The organism is Pseudothermotoga lettingae TMO, from assembly GCF_000017865.1.
GTDB classification, from domain to species: Bacteria; Thermotogota; Thermotogae; order Thermotogales; family DSM-5069; genus Pseudothermotoga_B; species Pseudothermotoga_B elfii.
This window is the reverse complement of sequence record NC_009828.1, coordinates 501,684-520,614: the sequence shown is the minus strand read 5'-3', so window position 1 is coordinate 520,614 and position 18,931 is coordinate 501,684. Positions and strand designations below refer to the sequence as shown.

Genomic DNA, 18,931 nt, shown 5'->3' with positions numbered 1-18,931 from the left:
AATGAGAGATTTCAGGGAAATTTCTTTATGGAAGAATGTTACTGAAGATGAGTGGAACGACTGGAAATGGCAATTGAGAAACAGGATAATGAATCTTGATGTTCTTCAAGAAGTTGTCAATCTAACCGACCAGGAAAGAGAAGGAGTGAGACATTCGCTGAAATTTTTGAGAATGGCAATAACTCCCTACTATGCTACACTGATGGACCCGGAGAACCCAAGATGCCCTATACGAATGCAGGCAATTCCAACTGCAAAAGAACTTAACATTTCACAGGAAGAGATGATTGATCCCCTTCACGAGGATGTCGATTCTCCTGTTAAGGGGTTAACACATCGATATCCAGATCGCGTTTTACTACTGATAACTGATCAATGCTCGATGTACTGCAGGCATTGCACCAGGAGAAGATTCGCAGGCGAAACAGATTCTCCATTATCAGACGAACTTCTAAACAGCGCTATTGATTACATAAAGCAAAACAAACGTATAAGAGATGTACTTCTCTCAGGCGGAGATCCTCTGACTTTATCGACAGAGAAATTAGAAAACATAATAAGCCGTATCAGAGAAATAGAACACGTCGAAATCATACGAATTGGTACCCGCGTACCTGTGGTTTTACCAATGAGAATAACAGAAGAATTGACCAGTATGCTGAAAAAGTACCATCCAATCTGGTTGAACACACATTTCAATCATCCAAAAGAAATTACACCTCAATCACGCAGGGCTCTTTCCATGCTCGCAGATGCGGGTATTCCCCTTGGTAATCAGAGCGTTTTACTCAGAGGTATCAACGATTGCCCACAAATCATGAAAAAACTGGTCCATGAACTGGTCAAAAATCGTGTAAGACCTTACTATATATATCAGTGCGATCTATCGCGGGGCCTTTCACATTTTAGAACAACTGTGGCTAAAGGCATAGAAATAATCGAATACCTCAGAGGGCACACCTCTGGATTTGCAGTGCCAACTTACGTTATAGATGCACCTGGTGGTGGAGGAAAAATACCCGTGGAGCCTCAATATCTTATCTCAATGGGTGAAGGTAAAGTTGTTCTGAGAAATTACGAAGGAGGAATATTTGTCTACCACGAGCCACGCAATTACAAAAGTGAATGTAATGACAATTACTTAGAAGAGGAAAGAAAAAGCACAGATGGGATCGCTTCATTGCTGAGTGGCGAGAGAAGATATTTAATACCAGAGTCAGCCGACAGAATTCGGAGGATAAAAAATTGGCACAGAGAATAGTCTACGTGATTGGCAACACCAAGAATGCGGGCAAGACGACAGTTGTTAAGCATTTGCTAAAGCAAATGAAAAATGCTTGCATCGCAAGTATAGGGCTTGATGGGGAAAATCTTGACACACTTAGTAATGTGCCAAAACCTTCAATTCAAATACCAGCGGGAACATATGTTGTTAGTTGTGAAAAATTTCTTCAAGGTTCTCACTTTGAATTATTAGAATTGCTTGAAGATAACCCATTAGCCGGGGCGGTTTTCCTCGCCAGAGCCCTTGTAGAATCAAAAGTCGTAATAGCTGGAGCAAATACCAGTGTAATTTCTTCAATTCAGAAAAGGAAAGAATTTGACAGCATCATCGTTGATGGCGCACTGGACAGGATCGTTCATGCCGGGTTCGCAGATAACGCAGAAATTGCCATAGTTATAGGGACAAGTAATCACAGTAACACAGTCGAGTTGCAAAAATTTATCGAACGCATACTTTCATCTTTAATGATACCACTAGCTCCATTTCAGATAAAAAAGCTATTTGAAAACAAACACACTGTTTGCGGATTAACATCAGATGGCAAAGTAAAAGATCTTGGTTCATCACTTCTGAACGATTTAAAAACCATCGAAAAATACGAATGGATTTTTGTGCCCGGTGTGATCACAGAAGAAATTGTTGAAAGATTGAGAGATATCAGAATCTGTTTACTGAATCCATTCAGCTTTTTCGGTATTGCCTCAAAATTTGATAATATATATACTATGAGAAAGCTTTTTGTGAGAGGAATTTATTTGAATTTTTTCAACAGGCCGGATCTCGAAATCCGAATCTGTAAAACATTGGAATCGTTTGGTTATAAGGCAGTTGATATACTCTATGTCACTCACAGGAGGGATAACGATGGTTAGGTTAAAAACAAATGTTGGGGAATTCACCAGTAAGATCTCGATCGTCTCAAAAACAATTCCTTCCAAAACTATCAAACCCATTATGGCCTGTATTCTGTTTGATATATCTCATGATGGAACTTTTCTGCATGCTACAGATCTGGAGACTGGCGTTAAAGCACGTATGGAATCTGAAGCAGATGGGGAAGGAAAGTTTGCGGTAGATGCAAAGACTGTTTATGAGATAGTCAGAACTTTGCCAAACGAAGAAGAGGTCCTCTTAGAATTCTCATCTAATCTGATGACTTTAGAGTGCGGACGGAGCAAGTTCCGCCTGCCGACAATGGACCCAGGAGATTTTCCAGAAATTTCACTCACCACCGAAGGCAATACTCTAATGCTGGATGCAAAAACAATAAACGACATGATTGAGAGAGTTACTTTCTGTGCTGCTAAGGATGAATTTATGAGAAATCTAAATGGGGTCTTCTGGGAAATTGGCAATGGCTTTCTCAGGCTGGTGGCTTCTGATGGCTTCAGGCTTGCACTAAGTGAAGAAAGATTAAATGCGCAATCAGAATCGAGTTTTCTGATATCCCTGAAGAGTATGAAAGAACTGCAGAGTATTGTTGAAAGCTGCCTCGATTCAGAAATCACTATAAGATACGATGGAAAACGCTTGTCGCTGAACACCAAGGATATAGAAACCGTTATGAGAGTGGTAGAAATAGATTTTCCAGACTACAGAAAAGTTCTACCAAAGGCATTTAAGAGCAAAGTTGTTCTGCCAAGAGATGAAATATCTGAGGCTCTGAAAAGAACAATGGTCATTGCAAAACGAGGAAGCGAATCAGTTCGACTTGAAATATCTGAAGACACATTGATCTTAAGCAGTCGAAGCCCCGATTATGGTGAGGTAAATGAGGAAATTCCCATAAAAAAAGAAGGAGAAGATATAACAATTGCCTTCAACCCTCTTTTCTTGCTCGAAGCTATGAGACATGTCCACACAGAAGAAGTCGAACTTAACTTTGTCGACAGCACAAGCCCATTGCAGATCAATCCGCTAAATGTTGAAGGATATTTGTATATCATAATGCCGATAAGAATTGTTTGAACATGGAGATATTGTGTGAAAGAGTGAATAAATCTTTTTCAGCGAGAAAAGCGCTTGACAGTGTTTCATTTCATGTTTGTGCAAATAGTGTGGCTATTCTGGGGTTGAATGCCGCAGGAAAATCTACCTTGTTAAGAATATTTGCAACAATTCTAAAACCGGATGGAGGAACAATAAGCATAAACGGGCTGGATATCTTAAGAGATTATCGAAAATTACGCCAGATTATGGCATTTGTTCCAGAAACCTCATTTTTGATAGAAGAGCTGAGTGCGGTAGAAAATATAAGGCATTTTTCAACTCTCAGGAAAGTCAGAGTTGACCCATCGGAGATAATTCAGAAATTTTCTATATCCCCTGCAAAAAAACCAGCAAGAACTCTCTCCAAGGGTATGAAACAAAGACTTATGATAGCAATCGCACTCATAGGAAAACCAGAATTATTGATACTGGATGAACCGACAACAGGTCTTGATAGAGAAGCAAAAATGGCTCTTATTGAGATACTCAGCGGGATGAGAAATCAGGGGACTTCAATCATCTTGAGCACTCACAGCGAAAAAGAAGTAAGGGAAATAGCCGATTCTGTTGTTGTGCTGGAAAAAGGCAAAGTGCTGCTTTATGGCAGCACGGATCAGGTACTAAAAGATCTTACATAATCACGTGTAAACACTTGAAAGAAAATCTCTCACATTTGTCGTGTGGGGGCAAGTGAAAAAGTCAACTGGATTTCCCTCTTCGATTATTACTCCATTCTCCATATAAACAATTCTCGTTGCGACATTCCTCGCAAACCCTATTTCATGCGTCACCACGACCATCGTGTGACCATCCGCTGCTAATTTTTTCATAACCTGATGTACTTCATTGACAAGAGTTGGATCTAAAGCTGATGTTGGTTCATCAAAAAGAATCAAATCCGGTTTCATTGCAAGTGCTCTTGCTATAGCAACTCTTTGCTTCTGCCCTCCTGACAGTTGTGATGGATAACTCCGCGCCTTGTCAGACAAACCAACCATTTCAAGGCAGTTCATGGCCAAATCATAAGCTTCACTTTTAGAAAGTTTTTTAACTCTCAATAAACCCAGCATAACATTCTGCACGACTGTTAAATGTCTGAATAGATTAAAATGCTGAAAAACAAAACCTATTTGAGATCTTATCTGCCTGAGAACTCTCATATCATCTGAAAGTTTTTCGCCCTTGAAGAGGATATATCCTTCATCTGGTTTTACTAAATAATTCATAATTCTCAAAAGCGTAGATTTACCAGCACCAGAAGGCCCCATTATTACAACTATTTCACTCTTATCCACTTGCAAGGAAACACCGTTTAGCACCTTTGTATTTCCAAAAGATTTGTGAACATCAACAACCTTCAATAAACTCACGGTATAGCAAGCCTCCTTTCAAGCCAGTGCCCAATCAAAGACAAAATGCTTGTAACCGCCACATAAAAAACAGCTATAGTCAAGTAACTTTCAAAAGAAGCGAGTGTTTGTGTACCAACCTGCCTGCCCGTCATGGTTAATTCGGCAAGCGCTATCACAGAGGCTAACGAACTGTCTTTCACAAGACTTATAGATTGCCCGATAAGTGCTGGCAAGGAAATTCTTATTGCCTGGGGAAAATGTACATAGAAGAAAACTTCTGATTTTGTTAAACCAAGTGAAAAAGCTGCTTCAAGTTCGCCTTTATCAACTGCATCAAGACCAGATCTTACAATTTCCGCAATATATGCTCCTTCAAAAGCAGATAAACCCATCACAGCCGCCCAGAATCTATCGAATGGAATTATACTTCCAAGACCATAGTAAGTCAGCAAAATCACAACAAGTAAGGGGGTGTTCCTGAAGAAAAAAACGTATAGTATCGCAAATTCTCTGAAAATACCACTTGACCTTCTCATAAGAGCGAAAACTATCCCCACAGCAAATGAAATAAGCAGTGAAAACCCACTTAAACTCATAGTCATTACCAAACCATTTATGAACACACGACGATATTTCAGAACAACTGTCCAGTCGAAAGGATAGACCCGGGAAATTGCAAGATAAATTGCAATCATAACTCCTGCCGTCATGGCAATGGCATAAACTTTTTTCACTGCTACCACCTCCAAAAGTGAGGGCAGGGCCCTCACTCGTTGCCAAGCCACTTCTGATGCAATTCTTCTATCAGACCACTGGTTTTCGCCCACTGAACAAAAGTATCAAACCATCTTAGAGCCTCCATGTCTCCTTTTCTGATAGCTATTCCAAGATCTTCTCTGCTCAAGAGTTCGTTTGTCATACCAAGGGTTTCATATTTTTGAGTGAGAAATTTGACATAGATAGAATCATTAACCATTATATCCGCGCGTTTCGAAACTACCTGAAAGGCTGCTTCATCCATAGTAGAGAAAGTTAAAATCTCAGCCTTTGGAAATTTTCTTCTTGCAGTAAATTCTCCCGTTGTTCCCAGCTGGACAGCTATCTTTACAGGCTTATCAGCCAAATCTTGATAGGTTGGTGGTGTCTTAAAAACACTTTTGTTGTAGAGAATTGCCTGACCAACTGTTAAATACGGCGCTGAAAAATTCACCTTTAAAGCTCTCTCTGGCGTGATAGTCATACCAGAGAAGATAATGTCGAACTTTCCGGAAATTAAAGCCGGTATGATTCCATCCCAGTTGACAATTACGTACTCTACCTTTACTCCAAGTATTTCTGCTATTTTGTTTATAAGTTCAACTTCAAGTCCAACTCGCTCACCTTTTTCATCAGTACCATAGAGCGGCATATATCCTTCATCCTGACCAACTCTGAGTACGCCTCTTTTCTGAATATCATCGATCAAAGAAGCCAAACCTGTAAACAAGAGAGCGGTTACAATTAAAATGACAAAAAACCTTCTCACCAAAATCACCTCCTGTGATATAAAAAAAACCGGGCTACTTTTCAGCAGCCCGGTTTTTTCTCTATCTTCCCTTTAAGCAGCACCACAACAGATGCTACCCGGGAAGAAAACCGGGCTGCCTCTGTTGTAATGCTTTATCATTTGAGATGCTTTCTTTTCAAATAAATTTATAAACATTTGAGCAACTCCTATCACTATTTTTCCAAAATAATACTACATTAAAGCACACATGTCAACCTGTTTTTAATCTCCAGCTACATCCAAAAACTCGACCAGTACAGAAGGAGTATAGAATGAATCAGAAACGAGCTTAATGTCATTTCCTACCCCTTCTATACGCCTGAGCAGGTCGATGAAGTTCCCGGAGATAGTAATTTGTTCAACTGGCTTGACTATCTTTCCGCCTTCAACTTGATATCCAAGTGCACTCACCGAAAAATCCCCTGAAACAGTTCTCACACCAGAATGCAATCCATCAAGCGCTGTTATAACAAGACCACTATCAAGTTCCTTCAGCAAATCATCAAAACTTTTACTGCCTGGTTCTACAATAACGTTTAATGGGACGCATTTGCTCTCAAAGACATTACCTGTTGGTAAGACTCCATCTTTTTTCGCTGATTTGAGAGAATGAAAATATGTAGTTAAAGTACCATCCTTAACAAATTCTTTTTTCATTGTTGGAACACCTTCATTATCAAATGATCTCCGAACAGGTGTTTTGTTCGAAAGAGGATCTTCTATCAGTGTCAATTTTTCACTCGCAATCTGTACACCAAGCTTTCCCTTAAGGGGGGATAGACCTTTCTGTACATTTTCAGCAGAGAAAATCGGCAAAAACGCCGTGAACAGTTCCGCAAAGACATCACGTCGCAGAATCGCCCGATATTTTCCAGAAGAAACACTACTTGCACCAAGCTGTGAAAGAGCTTCATTGGCTGCTTGAGAAACTACCTCTTCAAAATCTATATCTGATGGTTTTGAAGCAAAACAAACCTTTGTCCCTCTCTTTGGCTTCTGACCATCCGAAGCAATCAGATAAATGAAAGCAGCTCCAAGGCCAGTACTTTCCTTCAATTGTAGGCCACTGGTATTAAAGAGTGTTATGTTACGTCTTTCATGCTCATACGCACTCATTATGACCATTGTTATTCTTTTATCAACAGAAAGCGCCTTCTGTTCCATCATTTTTGCAAAATCTATTTTTTCTTTAACTGATATCCGCTCGAATTCATCCACAAAATTTTGGGCAGGTGAATATTCTCCTGAGCCATCGTAAATCACATCTTCTTCAAGAGTATCGGTAACTTCCAGATTCTCATATGCGCTTTCGACGAGAAATTCCGCAGTTTTTTCATCAAGGATTTCACTGGTTGAAAATGATGATTTGCCATTTTTAATACCCTTAAATACTATTTTGAAAGATTCGGCATCTGTGTAGTTTTCTATATTTTGCTTACTGATGACTACACCAAACTCTTTTCTGTTAGTTAAAAGTAATTGACTGTCATCAAATCCCTTCTTCTTTGCCAGAAGAAACACCTTATCTCTAAAATCATCTATTTTCATTTGTTTCGCCCCCCAACAATGAGTTCGCTTACCCGTATAGTGGGTTGACCAACGTCCGCTGGAATACTTCCTGAAATCGATCCACACATTCCCTGGCCTCTAGCTAAATCGTTGGCAACCATATCTATTTTTGCTATAACATCTGTTCCTTTACCGATAAGCGTTGCACCCCGTACTGGCTTTGTGATCCTCCCTTTTTCTATCAAATAACCTTCTGCTACAGCAAAATTAAACTCCCCTGTTGAAGGATGCACTGATCCGCCACCCATTTTTTTCGCATAAAGCCCGTATTCAGTTGCAGCAATTATTTCTTCTGGAAGATGTTTGCCCGGTAATATAAAAGTATTACTCATTCTGGAAGTCGGTGCAAATTTATAACTTTGTCTTCTGCCACAACCATTTGGCTTCATTCCCATTTTCTTTGCATGGAACCGATCAACCAGATACGATTTCAGAACACCATTTTCTATCAGCACATTACGTTGTGTTGGCGTGCCTTCATCATCGATATTCGCAGAACCCCAAGCATTAGGGATTGTTCCATCGTCAACAGCCGAAACACATTCGGCAGCAACTTTTTGATTTAATTTTCTAGCAAAGACCGAGGCACCTTTTGCAACAGAGGTTGCCTCAAGCGCATGCCCACAAGCTTCGTGAAAGATTACTCCGCCAAATTCATTTGCAATCACAACAGGCATTTTCCCCGCCGGCGCATGATCTGCTTTTACCATTCTGTCAGCTACCCTCGCTGCCTCAGCACCTATATCATGAGGATTGAATAAATTGAAAAATTCTATACCCATAGCTGCCCCTGGTCCATAAAATCCAGATTCCTGCTCCCCGTCTTTTGAAGCCACAGCATTGACCATTAACCTCGTCCTGACTCTGCGATCCTCAGCGATCAAACCATCAGAGTTAGCTATGAACACTTTTTGATCGTAATCCCAATATCTGATAAGAACTTGCGTTATAAGGCTTGAATAACCCTTGGCACCTTCATACGCCAATTTCATTATTCTCGCTTTGTCAGTTTTTGAAACTTCCTGTGGATAATAAAATATTAAATGATTGTTTTTCACATCATTTCTTGTCATATCAATCTTTTTTTCGCTTCCATTGCCTGCCGACAAAGCCTGTATAAGCCTATCCACCATTGAAATGAGTTGTTCTCTGGCAAAAACATTTGTGTAGGCATACACCTGCTGATCATTTTTGAAAAGCCTCAACCCTATTCCGAATTCTCTGTCACTACTGGCTGTGTCGATTCTTCCATCCGTCATCGTCATAACCGTGCTGGTCCTGTCTTCAGAGAATATTTCCACAAATTCGGCACCTTTTTTAATTCCATAAACTATTACGTCCTGAACAACTTTCTCATCAAGCAATTTTTGCACCTCCTCAAATATTTATTCTATCATTCAAAGATTTATAATGCTAAAATTATGGCCAGAGGTGAAAAAATGGAGTTAGTTGTACTTTGCAGTGCTGGATTGGAAAAAGCTCCGTGTATTGAATTAAAAAAACTCGGTTTCAAAATCAAAACAACAACATCTGGTCATGTTCATTTTGATGGCCATCTGATCGATATCCCTAAACTGAATCTTTATTTAAAAAGTGCTGACAGGGTGATGATCAATGTAACAGATTTTCCATCAGAAACCTTCGATGAATTATTCGAAGGAACTTTTAGCGCTAATTGGAATGAACTGGTACATAAAAGAGGAACAATAGTGGTTGAAAAAGTAAAGATTACAAACTCAAAACTATCCGCAAAAGGGGCCGTAGCTTCAATTGTGAAGAAAGCCATTTACAGCAAAATAAAATCCGACAATCAGCCCGATGGTATTATATATCCAATGTACATATACATAAAAAACAATTTTGTCAGTCTAATGCTTGACACAACAGGTAAAAACAGCCTGAGCAAAAGAGGTTACAGAATGAAAACCTCATCTGCCCCATTGCGTGAAACAATAGCAGCCGCCCTGATACTGATAAGCGGGTGGGATCAGGAGGTTCCGCTGATCGATCCATTCTGTGGTAGTGGTACCATAGCAATTGAAGCTGCGAGAATTGCTTTACAAATGCAAAATAACAAACGAAGTTTTTCATTTGAAAACTGGCCATTGTTTAAAGATTTAAAACCATCGATTGTCAACCAGCATGAATGCAAGCGAACAGTGGCGATAGGGTACGACAAAAACCCGGATATTTTGCAAGTGGCAAATGAAAACGCCATAAGAGCTGGTGTAAAAAAATATGTGAGATTTCACTGCAGCGATTTTGAAAAATTACCCATATTCCATGAAAAACTACACATTGTCACTAATCCACCATTTGGTTTAAGAATGAGAGAAGGAAATGCAAGTTTCTACAGAAAACTCTCAAAATTGAGAAAAATCTTTCCAGATGCCCGGTTATGTCTGATAACCCCAAGAGAAGATCTACAAAAAATGATCTCAATAGAATTGCAAAGAAAATTCAGATTTCAAAACAGCGGTTTGTGGACCTGGTGTTACATCTTTTGAAATCAAAGAAGGGGCAAAAGCCCCTTCTTTAAGCCATTTTTTCTGCTTCAGCAGCTCTCGGTGTTTCTTCTATTTGGATATTTGCAAAAGTTTCAAGGCCAGTTCCAGCTGGCACCAGTTGTCCAACTATAACATTTTCTTTCAGGCCTTCAAGCAAATCTATACTTCCCTCAACAGCAGCTTCAGTTAAAACCTGCGGTGTTTGTTGGAATGAAGCCGCACTGAGCCAGCCTTTTTGCTCAAGGGATGCTTTTGTTATCCTCAAAAGCCTTCGCCTGTACCTCATAGGTTCCTTAGGAGCAATTTGATATGTAATCTGTTTGCCTTCATCATATATGCATATTTCCTTTACGCCAGATTCCACGGCCTTTTCAAGAATTTCTTCAGTTACTTCTGTTCCCTCAGATGCTATTTCTTCAACTTCATCACTAACTTTTGCAACTACCTTTTTCGCAAGTATTTTACCCAGAACAAAATTTCTATTGCTTTGGGCATTTGCATTTTCTCTCAAAATTTTCTCGTTTATTTTCTCAGCTTCAGATATAGTCATAAGTTGGCCTGGCAGAAAATCTGTATCTCCCGGATCAACTATTTCAACTCTGCCAAGCATTTGTTTTATGATAATCTCAAAGTGCTTATTGTGTATCTCGACACCCTGCTCTACGTAGACTTTCTGCGTTTCTTTCAATAAATACATTGCCGTTGCCTCAACTCCAAGTGTATCCATTAATTTTCTAAGTCTGATTGCCCCTGTCGTGAGTGGTGTTCCAGGTAAGACCTTCTGACCAATCCTAACCTTCACTTTGGTTTTCTCCGGAACTTCGTATTCGTGTATACCTCCCGAATAATCTTCAATGTAGATTTTCTGCCTTCCTTCCACTTCTTTAATATCTTTCACAAAGCCTGTTTCAGTACTGAAAATTCCCTCAGGTTCTTTAAGTTTTTTCCTTGCTTCGAAAAGCTCTTCAGCTCTCGGCAACCCCTGAGTTATATCTGCTGTAGTAGCTATTCCACCCGTGTGAAAGGTTCTCATGGTCAGTTGAGTTCCAGGCTCACCTATAGACTGCGCTGCAATTATACCAACCGCTTCACCAACATTGACAACTTTGTGATTGGACAAATCCATGCCATAACACATTGCGCAAACACCTTTTTCTGCTTCGCATGTAAGCACTGACCGGACATAGATATTGGGTCTAACTTTGATCTGACTTACTCCATTTTCTTCCAGAATCTTTGCTGTTAATTCGTCTATTTCTTCTCGAAGGACCACCAGTTCCTTTTCGCCCTTTTTATCTTTAATAACTTGTTCGGAAATAGTACCAACTACCGGGTACATCTTTATTTTGAGCTGCTTTTTGCCAGCATTCTTAGCATTTCTGACAACATCCCAGTTAAGTTCTGTTCCCTCTTCATAATAAACTCCGTCAACTGTTCTGATTTCCTCACATACTTCTGCATAACAGTGCGGAAGCTGGAGGCCTTGTAAGTCCAGTACCTGCTCAACACTGACAGGCACAGAAACCACGTACTCAGCCAGAAACTCGGCATCTTCATCAGAAAGCATGGCATTCCTAACATATTCTCTTCCTGTCACCGGATTTTTGATAACCTCTCCTGTCAATGGATCAACAACATCCCTTGAAAGAACCCTTCCAAAGAGAAAATCTTTCAGTTTCTGCACAGTGAGATCATCACTGATAAGTTCTACAGCTTTTAAACCTTCATGCGTACCACAATCAGTTGTTGTTATAACTATACTCTGTGCCACGTCGACTAATCTGCGGGTTAGATATCCTGCAGATGATGTCCTTAAAGCTGTATCAGCTGCTCCTTTTCTTGCACCATGTGTTGATATAAAGAATTCCATACTTGTTAAGCCTTCACGGAAATTAGATATGATAGGTATTTCTATCGTTTTTCCGGAAGGATCAGCCATTAAGCCCCGCATACCTGCAAGCTGTTTTACCTGATCTATATTACCTCTTGCACCGGAATTGACCATCATGAAAATCGGATTGAACGGATTTTCACCGAGAGCCTGCTGAGTAACAAACTGTACATCCTCTGTTGCTTTATTCCAGATCTTTATTATTTCTCTATATCTTTCATCAAAAGTAAGAAAGCCTCTTCTATATTCCTCTTCAACTTGTTCGACTCTTTGCTCAGCTCCTCTGATTATCTCATCTTTTTTCGGTGAAACAATCAAATCTTTCAAAGATATGGTCAATCCAGAAACTGTAGCGTAATGAAAACCAAGATCTTTCATGTCATCAAGAAGATCCGCGGTTGCATCTATACCGTGGCGCTTAAAAGTATCGTATATAAGATTCTTTATCTCTTTTTTTCCAAAAACACGCGTATAATCTCTCAGATCGGGAAGAATTATCTCATTGAAAATAATCCTTCCTACAGTCGTTTTAACAATTTTTTCCTGATCAGAAACTTTCACCTTTGCGAGAACAGGCGTATGAAGATCAACATAGCCCAGAGAATATGCAAGAATAGCTTCTTCCGTTGAGCCAAATCGATATCGAATCTCCTCGGTTTTAACATCATCAAAATCTTTTCCAATAGCAGTCAGATAGTAAACACCAACGATTATATCTTTTCCGGGCATAGAAATCGGTTTTCCATGCGCAGGAGATATTATATTGTATCTTGACAGCATCAGATATTTGGCCTCTGCCTGTGCAGCTGCTGAAAGTGGAACATGAACTGCCATCTGGTCCCCATCAAAATCCGCGTTGAAAGGCGGACAAACCAGTGGATGCAACTGTATTGCGTTACCTTCTATCAACTTTGGTTCAAATGCCTGTATAGACATGCGATGCAATGTCGGGGCGCGGTTGAGCAGCACTGGATGGCCTTTTATCACCTCTTCGAGAATATCCCAAGCCTCAGGCATTTCCTTTTCTATAATTGCCTTTTTCATCTTACGTGCCGTTTTACTTGATTCTCCGCCTTCTTTCAGCAGCTGTGCAAGTACAAATGGCCTGAACAACTCCATAGCCATCTTCTTTGGTAAACCGCACTGGTGTATTTTCAAATCAGGCCCAACGACAATAACAGCTCTTCCTGAATAATCCACACGTTTTCCAAGTAAATTTCTCCTAAATCGACCCTTCTTGCCCTTAACAAGATCTGTCAAAGACTTCAGGGCTCTTCCGTTTCTATCTGCAACAGCCTTTCCTATCCTTCCATTGTAAATAAGACTATCAACAGATTCCTGAAGCATTCTCTTCTCGTTTCTTACTATGATATCTGGTGCATTCAAGTCTAAAAGCCTTCTTAATCTGTTGTTCCTGTTTATTACCCTCCTGTATAAATCATTTAAATCTGTTGTGGCAAATCTACCTCCATCTATTTGAATCATTGGCCTGAGTTCAGGAGGTATGACTGGCACTGCTTCAAGAACCATCCATTCAGGTTTTGTTCCCGATTTAATGAGGTTTTTTACGATCTTCAACCTCTTCAATAATTTGAGAGCCTTTCCGCTGCTTCTTGGCAATTGTGAAAGTTCCGATTCGATCTGAGCTTTCAATTTCTCAAGGTCTATTTTTTCAAGAAGCTTTTTGACAGCGGCTGCTCCATAATGTGCTTCGATTTTCCCCGGATACAGCTCTTTATAAGCTTCATATTCGCTTTCTGTTATGATAGAACCCACAGAAAGGCCTGTTTCCTTTGAAAGTTCATCGTCTATTTCGGTTACCGCAACAATTGGTCTATCATTCTCGACTTCAGCTTCTACGGTGAATTGCTGTGGGTAATAGTCTTCAAAAATCTTATATTCATGAGCTGACAGAACCTCATCTTCAAATAAAAATCTATCAGCTAAGTAATCTCCTGCTTTTACTTTGTCCCCATCATTCACATATGGAAGTGACCCTTCAAAAATCGGGTACCGCTTTTCTTGAATGAGCTGCTCGACATAAAGCATACCCGCTGATAGCACTTCGTAAGTGTCATCTTCCAGCGGTCTAACATTGAGCTCTTTTCCAAAAACAACTTTTCCTGAGGCAGGACTTGTAATTGCAGGTATTGTTCCTCCGCTCAATAATTCATCCGCTGCCTTGACTTTGCTACCATTTTTTACCAGAACTCTTACACAGTATGGTATGGTAACAGTCACCGGTTGTTCTTTACTTGTAGTAAGTGGTTTAATAGTCAAAGTTGAAGCGATTTCGTCTATCTCCACTGTTCCATCAAAAGGTGCATAAAATGGGGCGATTTGCTTTTCAGGTACTAATATTGTCCCTTCTTTGACCTCTTGGCCATTTTTGGAGAGTAGAATCATACCAGGCTGGAGCTGAATGGGAATTTTCTTACTATCCTTGACGGTTATCCAGATAATCTCCCGCCCTGTGTTGGTTTGTTCTGACTTTATAGACACTTCACCATCAATATCAGAAACAACTGGTGATTTTGGATTTTTAACAGTTACAGCAATTTCAGCGTCGAAATCTAAAACCTTTTTGTAAACCTCATATTCTGTCTCATAGAGAACATCACCAGCGGCAAATTGTGTCTTTTTTGAATCTGTGATTATATAACTGCGTTCAATAATTCTTCTGCTTCCATGATAAACTATGTTTTCAAGATCGCGAGCCGGTATATTCAACAGAGTTGAAAGTATGCTTGGGCTGCTCTTGAGATACCAAACGTGAACAACCGGCGCAGCAAGCTCAATATGGCCCATTTTCTTCCTGCGAGCTTCTTTTGACTCAACTCTGACACCACATCTTTCACACACAGTGCCTTCATACTTTTTTCCTTTGTACTTACCGCAGGCGCATTCATAATCTTTCGTTGGTCCGAAAATCTTTTCACAAAATAAACCATCTCTCTCTGGTTTAAAAGACCTGTAGTTTATAGTTTCCGGTTTTTTCACTTCTCCACTTGACCATGCACGAATAATTTCTGGAGAAGCTACACTTACTCTCACTGAAGCAATTTTTCTCTTAAAAGTTGATATCGCCATACGTTCCCCTCCTCGGCAGGTTTCTCAAACCCGGTCAATATCAATTTCGTTGCCATTCTCGTCGTACACCCTGATATCAAGAGCAAGTCCTCTTAACTCTTTGATCAAAACACGAAAACTTTCTGGTATACCGGGTTCTGGTATATTCTTGCCTTTGAGGATAGCCTTGTAAACCTCGTTCCTGCCTTTTATATCATCAGATTTAATGGTGAGCATTTCATTGAGCGTATGCGCAGCTCCATGTGCCTCCAGAGCCCAAACTTCCATTTCACCAAATCTTTGGCCACCAAACTGTGCCTTACCTCCAAGAGGCTGTTGATGTATTAGAGAATATGGTCCTGTTGAACGGGCATGTATCTTGTCCTTCGCAATATGAACCAGCTTCATCATATATATATAACCAACGACAATTGGCTCTGCAAATGACTCACCAGTTCTTCCATCCCTCAGCACAACTTTGCCTGAAGGTTCATTATCACTATCTCCTTCTTCAAGACCAACTGCCCGTCTTTCCTCATATAACCACGGCAATATCTCATTTTCCTTGGCACCATCAAAGACAGGTGTTGCAAACCAGTTTCGCGTAAGTTTAGCAAGCCAACCAAGATGTGTTTCAAGTATCTGACCAACATTCATTCTTGATGGCACTCCAAGTGGGCTCAAAACCAGCTGAACAGGCGTACCATCGGGTAAAAATGGCATATCTTCTTTTGGAAGAATTTTTGATACCACACCTTTGTTTCCATGTCTTCCAGCAAGTTTGTCTCCAACTTCGAGAGTCTTTCGACAAGCGACATAAACCTTAACCAGTTTGTTGACCCCTGCACCAAGATCTGTTTCTTCGTCTTTATCGAACACTTTAACATCTATAACTCTGCCATCGGTTCCATGAGGAAGCCTGAGTGAAGTATCTTTAACATCTTTTCCTCGTTCGCCAAAAACAGATCTTATGATCTTCTCCTCGGGTGTAGTTTCACCTTCACCTTTTGGTGTTACCTTACCAACCAGAATATCCTGGGGTCCAACATAAGCACCTACCCTGACTATTCCATTTTCATCGAGGTTTCTCAGCGCTTCTTTACTCACGTTGGGAATATCAACTGTTATTTCTTCTGGTCCAAGTCTTGTATCTCTGGCCTGAGTCTCGTAAACTTCTATGTGAATTGAAGTGAAGGTGTCCTCTTCCAAAAGTTCTTCGCTTACCAATATCGCATCTTCGAAATTGTACCCTTCCCATGGCATGAAAGCAACCAGTACATTTTTCCCGAGTGCGAGTTCTCCCATATCAGTTGCCGGACCATCTGCAATCACGTCCCCTGCCTTTACTATGTCTCCAATATCTACTATTGGACGTTGATTTACCGTTGTATCTTGATTTGTTCTCATGAATTTCATTAATCTGTATTCATCCAGAACAGGTTTACCATTTTTCAAAACAGGTTTACCATTTTCATCCATTCTTTCAATAACTATTTTTCTTGAATCAACTTTCTTAACTCTACCGCTGTATTTGGCTTGAACAACATAACCAGAGTAAAGTGCCGCATCATACTCGACACCAGTAGCAACAAACGGAGCTTCGGGTTTCACAAGAGGAACTGCTTGTCTCTGCATATTTGATCCCATTAAAGCTCTATTTGCATCATCATGCTCGAGGAATGGAATAAGTGATGTTGAAACGCTCACTATTTGCTTTGTTGAAACATCCATGAATTGGACTTTATTTTTCTCAACAAACTGCAATCTTTCCATGAATCGCACAGGAACTCTTTCATCAAGTATTCTGCCATCTTTGTCAATCTTGATTGTGCACGGAGCTATATTGTAATGTTCTTCTTCATCGGCTGTCAGATAAACGATTTCACTGGTAACAACCCCATTGACAACTTTTCTATATGGAGTGGTTAAAAAACCAAATTTGTCAATATTCGCATACACCGCTAATGAAGTTATAAGACCTATGTTTGCACCTTCGGGTGTTTCTATTGGGCACATCCTTCCATAATGAGAATGATGCACGTCCCTAACTTCGAATCGAGCTCGCTCTCTTTTCAATCCGCCTGGGCCCACTGCAGTTAATCTCCTTTTATGTGTTAATTCGGCAAGTGGATTAACCTGTTCCATAAACTGGGATAGCGGACTGGTTGCAAAAAATTGATTGATACCAGCTATTATCGTTTTTACATTTATCAGGCTCTGAATAGATATCTTGTCGAGTGAAGCATAAAGCGTCAAGCGTTCTTGAATTAATCTCTGAGCACGAGCAAAGGCTCTTTCAAACTCCAATTTTATTAATTCACCGACAGTTCTGACCCTTTTGTTTCCAAGATGGTCTTTTGTGTCCATTATTTCCGGATTTTTACTTACATCAAGCAAATATCTACTTGCAAGTACTATATCCATAGGTGTTAAAACAGGATCTTCAGGATTATATTCCACTGATTCGACTTCTTCTTCTGGAAGTCCTTTAACTTGAGCGAGATATCTTCTGTAAGCCTGAGTCAATCTCTTGTTTATCTTGTATCTTCCAACATCAGACAGTTCAAATCTCTCGGTGCTGAAATATAAACTCGTCAAATATGCTTTTGCTGTGTTAACCCTGGGAATCTCTCCCGGCTTCAACTTTCTAAAAATCTCTACGTACGCTTTGGAAGAATCAACTTCCCCATAGGTATCTACCATCTTTTCCAGGGTCTTTTGGGCAGCAGGATGCGCTCTCACTACGGTTGCTATTTTGGATTCTAAAATAGCCTGTGATGCTGCCTTAGTTAAAACCCCACCTCTTTCTACAATTTTCTTTCCATCTAAAACAACATCATGGAGAATTATTGATCCAACAGCTTTTTCCATAGTGTATTCATCGTCAGCATCAATCGGATCAGGAAAGAGGTCCAAAATTTCAAGGTCGTCAGTGAACCCCAATGCTTTAAACAGCAAAAAGAGATTTATACGTCTTTTTCTGTCAATTCTCGCATAAAACATATTGTCTGCGCTGTAGTAGAGTAATTCCAGCCACGCACCTCTTACAGGTAGAAAATGAGCAACATAAATTGGAGATACAACCTGAGTTTTCGGAATTTCATCAACAAAGTAAACACCGGGCGCTCTCACAAGTTGACTGACAATAACTCTTTCCGCACCGTTAATTATAAATGTTCCATTTTCAGTCATGTGCGGTATCGAACCAAGGAAAGCCTCTTCTTCTCTCATCTCACCAGTATTTACATCAGTAATACGTACTGTGGTGTAAACCGGGACAGTGTAAGTAAGCCCTTTTTGTTTGCATTCTTCAACGGGCGCGTTTGGTTGTCCCACTTTTGTTGAAACAAATTCCAAGACGAATCCTTTTTCACCTTTTTTCAAATCACCTTTGTGAGGTTGAGAAGTAATTGGAGAGAATTTCTTGAGGACTTCTATTAATCCATTCTCAAGAAAATCTTTGTAAGAATCAATTTGAATTGATATGAGATTTGGAACTTTCACAGCATCATGGATGCGGCCAAAGGTGAGACGTTCCCTCTTCCCGTAACAAACGGTTCGCATCAAATCACCTCGTTTTGCGGTAAAATATTTCTCAGGAGCCGAAAACATGAGGTACCATTAAAGAGTAGAGACACCAAAGTATGTTAACACAAAACAACCTATACCAGCGATGCTGGTATAGGTTTGATACATTTTCTTTGCCTATAAGAAAAGCTTTTC

12 protein-coding genes are annotated in these 18,931 nt (G+C 40.1%); 5 read left to right on the top strand and 7 right to left on the bottom strand.

Going from position 1 to position 18,931, the window contains the following annotated elements:
- Position 1 precedes the first annotated feature (1 nt).
- The 4 genes from kamA to TLET_RS02485 are packed head-to-tail and all read left to right on the top strand — an operon-like array spanning position 2 to position 3,912.
- Positions 2-1,261 (top strand): lysine 2,3-aminomutase, encoded by a 1,260-nt coding sequence (gene kamA / locus TLET_RS02500; protein WP_012002536.1) that lies wholly within the window; start codon positions 2-4, stop codon positions 1,259-1,261.
- Entirely contained in the window at positions 1,246-2,157 is a 912-nt protein-coding gene (locus TLET_RS02495; protein ID WP_012002535.1) for a hypothetical protein, read from the top strand. The genes kamA and TLET_RS02495 overlap by 16 nt, the downstream gene beginning before the upstream one ends.
- Positions 2,150-3,253: a DNA polymerase III subunit beta gene (gene dnaN / locus TLET_RS02490; protein WP_012002534.1), complete on the top strand. Its 1,104-nt coding sequence runs from the start codon at positions 2,150-2,152 to the stop codon at positions 3,251-3,253. The genes TLET_RS02495 and dnaN overlap by 8 nt, the downstream gene beginning before the upstream one ends.
- 23 nt (positions 3,254-3,276) lie before the next feature.
- Positions 3,277-3,912, top strand: a complete 636-nt coding sequence (locus TLET_RS02485) for an ABC transporter ATP-binding protein (RefSeq protein ID WP_012002533.1) — start codon at positions 3,277-3,279, stop codon at positions 3,910-3,912.
- On the opposite strand, the gene TLET_RS02480 is transcribed toward TLET_RS02485, so the two are convergent.
- The 5 genes from TLET_RS02480 to TLET_RS02460 form a co-directional block, all read right to left on the bottom strand.
- Entirely contained in the window at positions 3,913-4,644 is a 732-nt protein-coding gene (locus tag TLET_RS02480) for an amino acid ABC transporter ATP-binding protein (protein ID WP_012002532.1), read from the bottom strand.
- Positions 4,641-5,360, bottom strand: a complete 720-nt coding sequence (locus TLET_RS02475) for an amino acid ABC transporter permease (protein WP_012002531.1) — start codon at positions 5,358-5,360, stop codon at positions 4,641-4,643. The genes TLET_RS02480 and TLET_RS02475 overlap by 4 nt, the downstream gene beginning before the upstream one ends.
- Before the next feature lie 32 nt (positions 5,361-5,392).
- Positions 5,393-6,151: a transporter substrate-binding domain-containing protein gene (locus tag TLET_RS02470; protein ID WP_012002530.1), complete on the bottom strand. Its 759-nt coding sequence runs from the start codon at positions 6,149-6,151 to the stop codon at positions 5,393-5,395.
- 243 nt (positions 6,152-6,394) lie between these two features.
- Complete coding sequence (locus tag TLET_RS02465) at positions 6,395-7,720, bottom strand: TldD/PmbA family protein (RefSeq protein ID WP_012002529.1); 1,326 nt, start codon at positions 7,718-7,720, stop codon at positions 6,395-6,397.
- Positions 7,717-9,105: a TldD/PmbA family protein gene (locus tag TLET_RS02460; protein WP_012002528.1), complete on the bottom strand. Its 1,389-nt coding sequence runs from the start codon at positions 9,103-9,105 to the stop codon at positions 7,717-7,719. Before TLET_RS02460 ends, TLET_RS02465 begins: the two co-directional genes overlap by 4 nt.
- A 75-nt stretch (positions 9,106-9,180) precedes the next feature.
- Here TLET_RS02460 and TLET_RS02455 point away from each other — a divergent pair, with 75 nt between their 5' ends.
- Positions 9,181-10,248, top strand: a complete 1,068-nt coding sequence (locus tag TLET_RS02455) for a THUMP domain-containing class I SAM-dependent RNA methyltransferase (protein ID WP_012002527.1) — start codon at positions 9,181-9,183, stop codon at positions 10,246-10,248.
- A 28-nt stretch (positions 10,249-10,276) separates the two neighbouring features.
- Here TLET_RS02455 and TLET_RS02450 read toward each other — a convergent pair whose 3' ends face one another.
- Positions 10,277-15,229 (bottom strand): DNA-directed RNA polymerase subunit beta', encoded by a 4,953-nt coding sequence (locus TLET_RS02450; protein ID WP_012002526.1) that lies wholly within the window; start codon positions 15,227-15,229, stop codon positions 10,277-10,279.
- A 24-nt stretch (positions 15,230-15,253) separates the two neighbouring features.
- Positions 15,254-18,772 (bottom strand): DNA-directed RNA polymerase subunit beta, encoded by a 3,519-nt coding sequence (gene rpoB, locus TLET_RS02445; RefSeq protein WP_012002525.1) that lies wholly within the window; start codon positions 18,770-18,772, stop codon positions 15,254-15,256.
- Positions 18,773-18,931 lie beyond the last annotated feature (159 nt).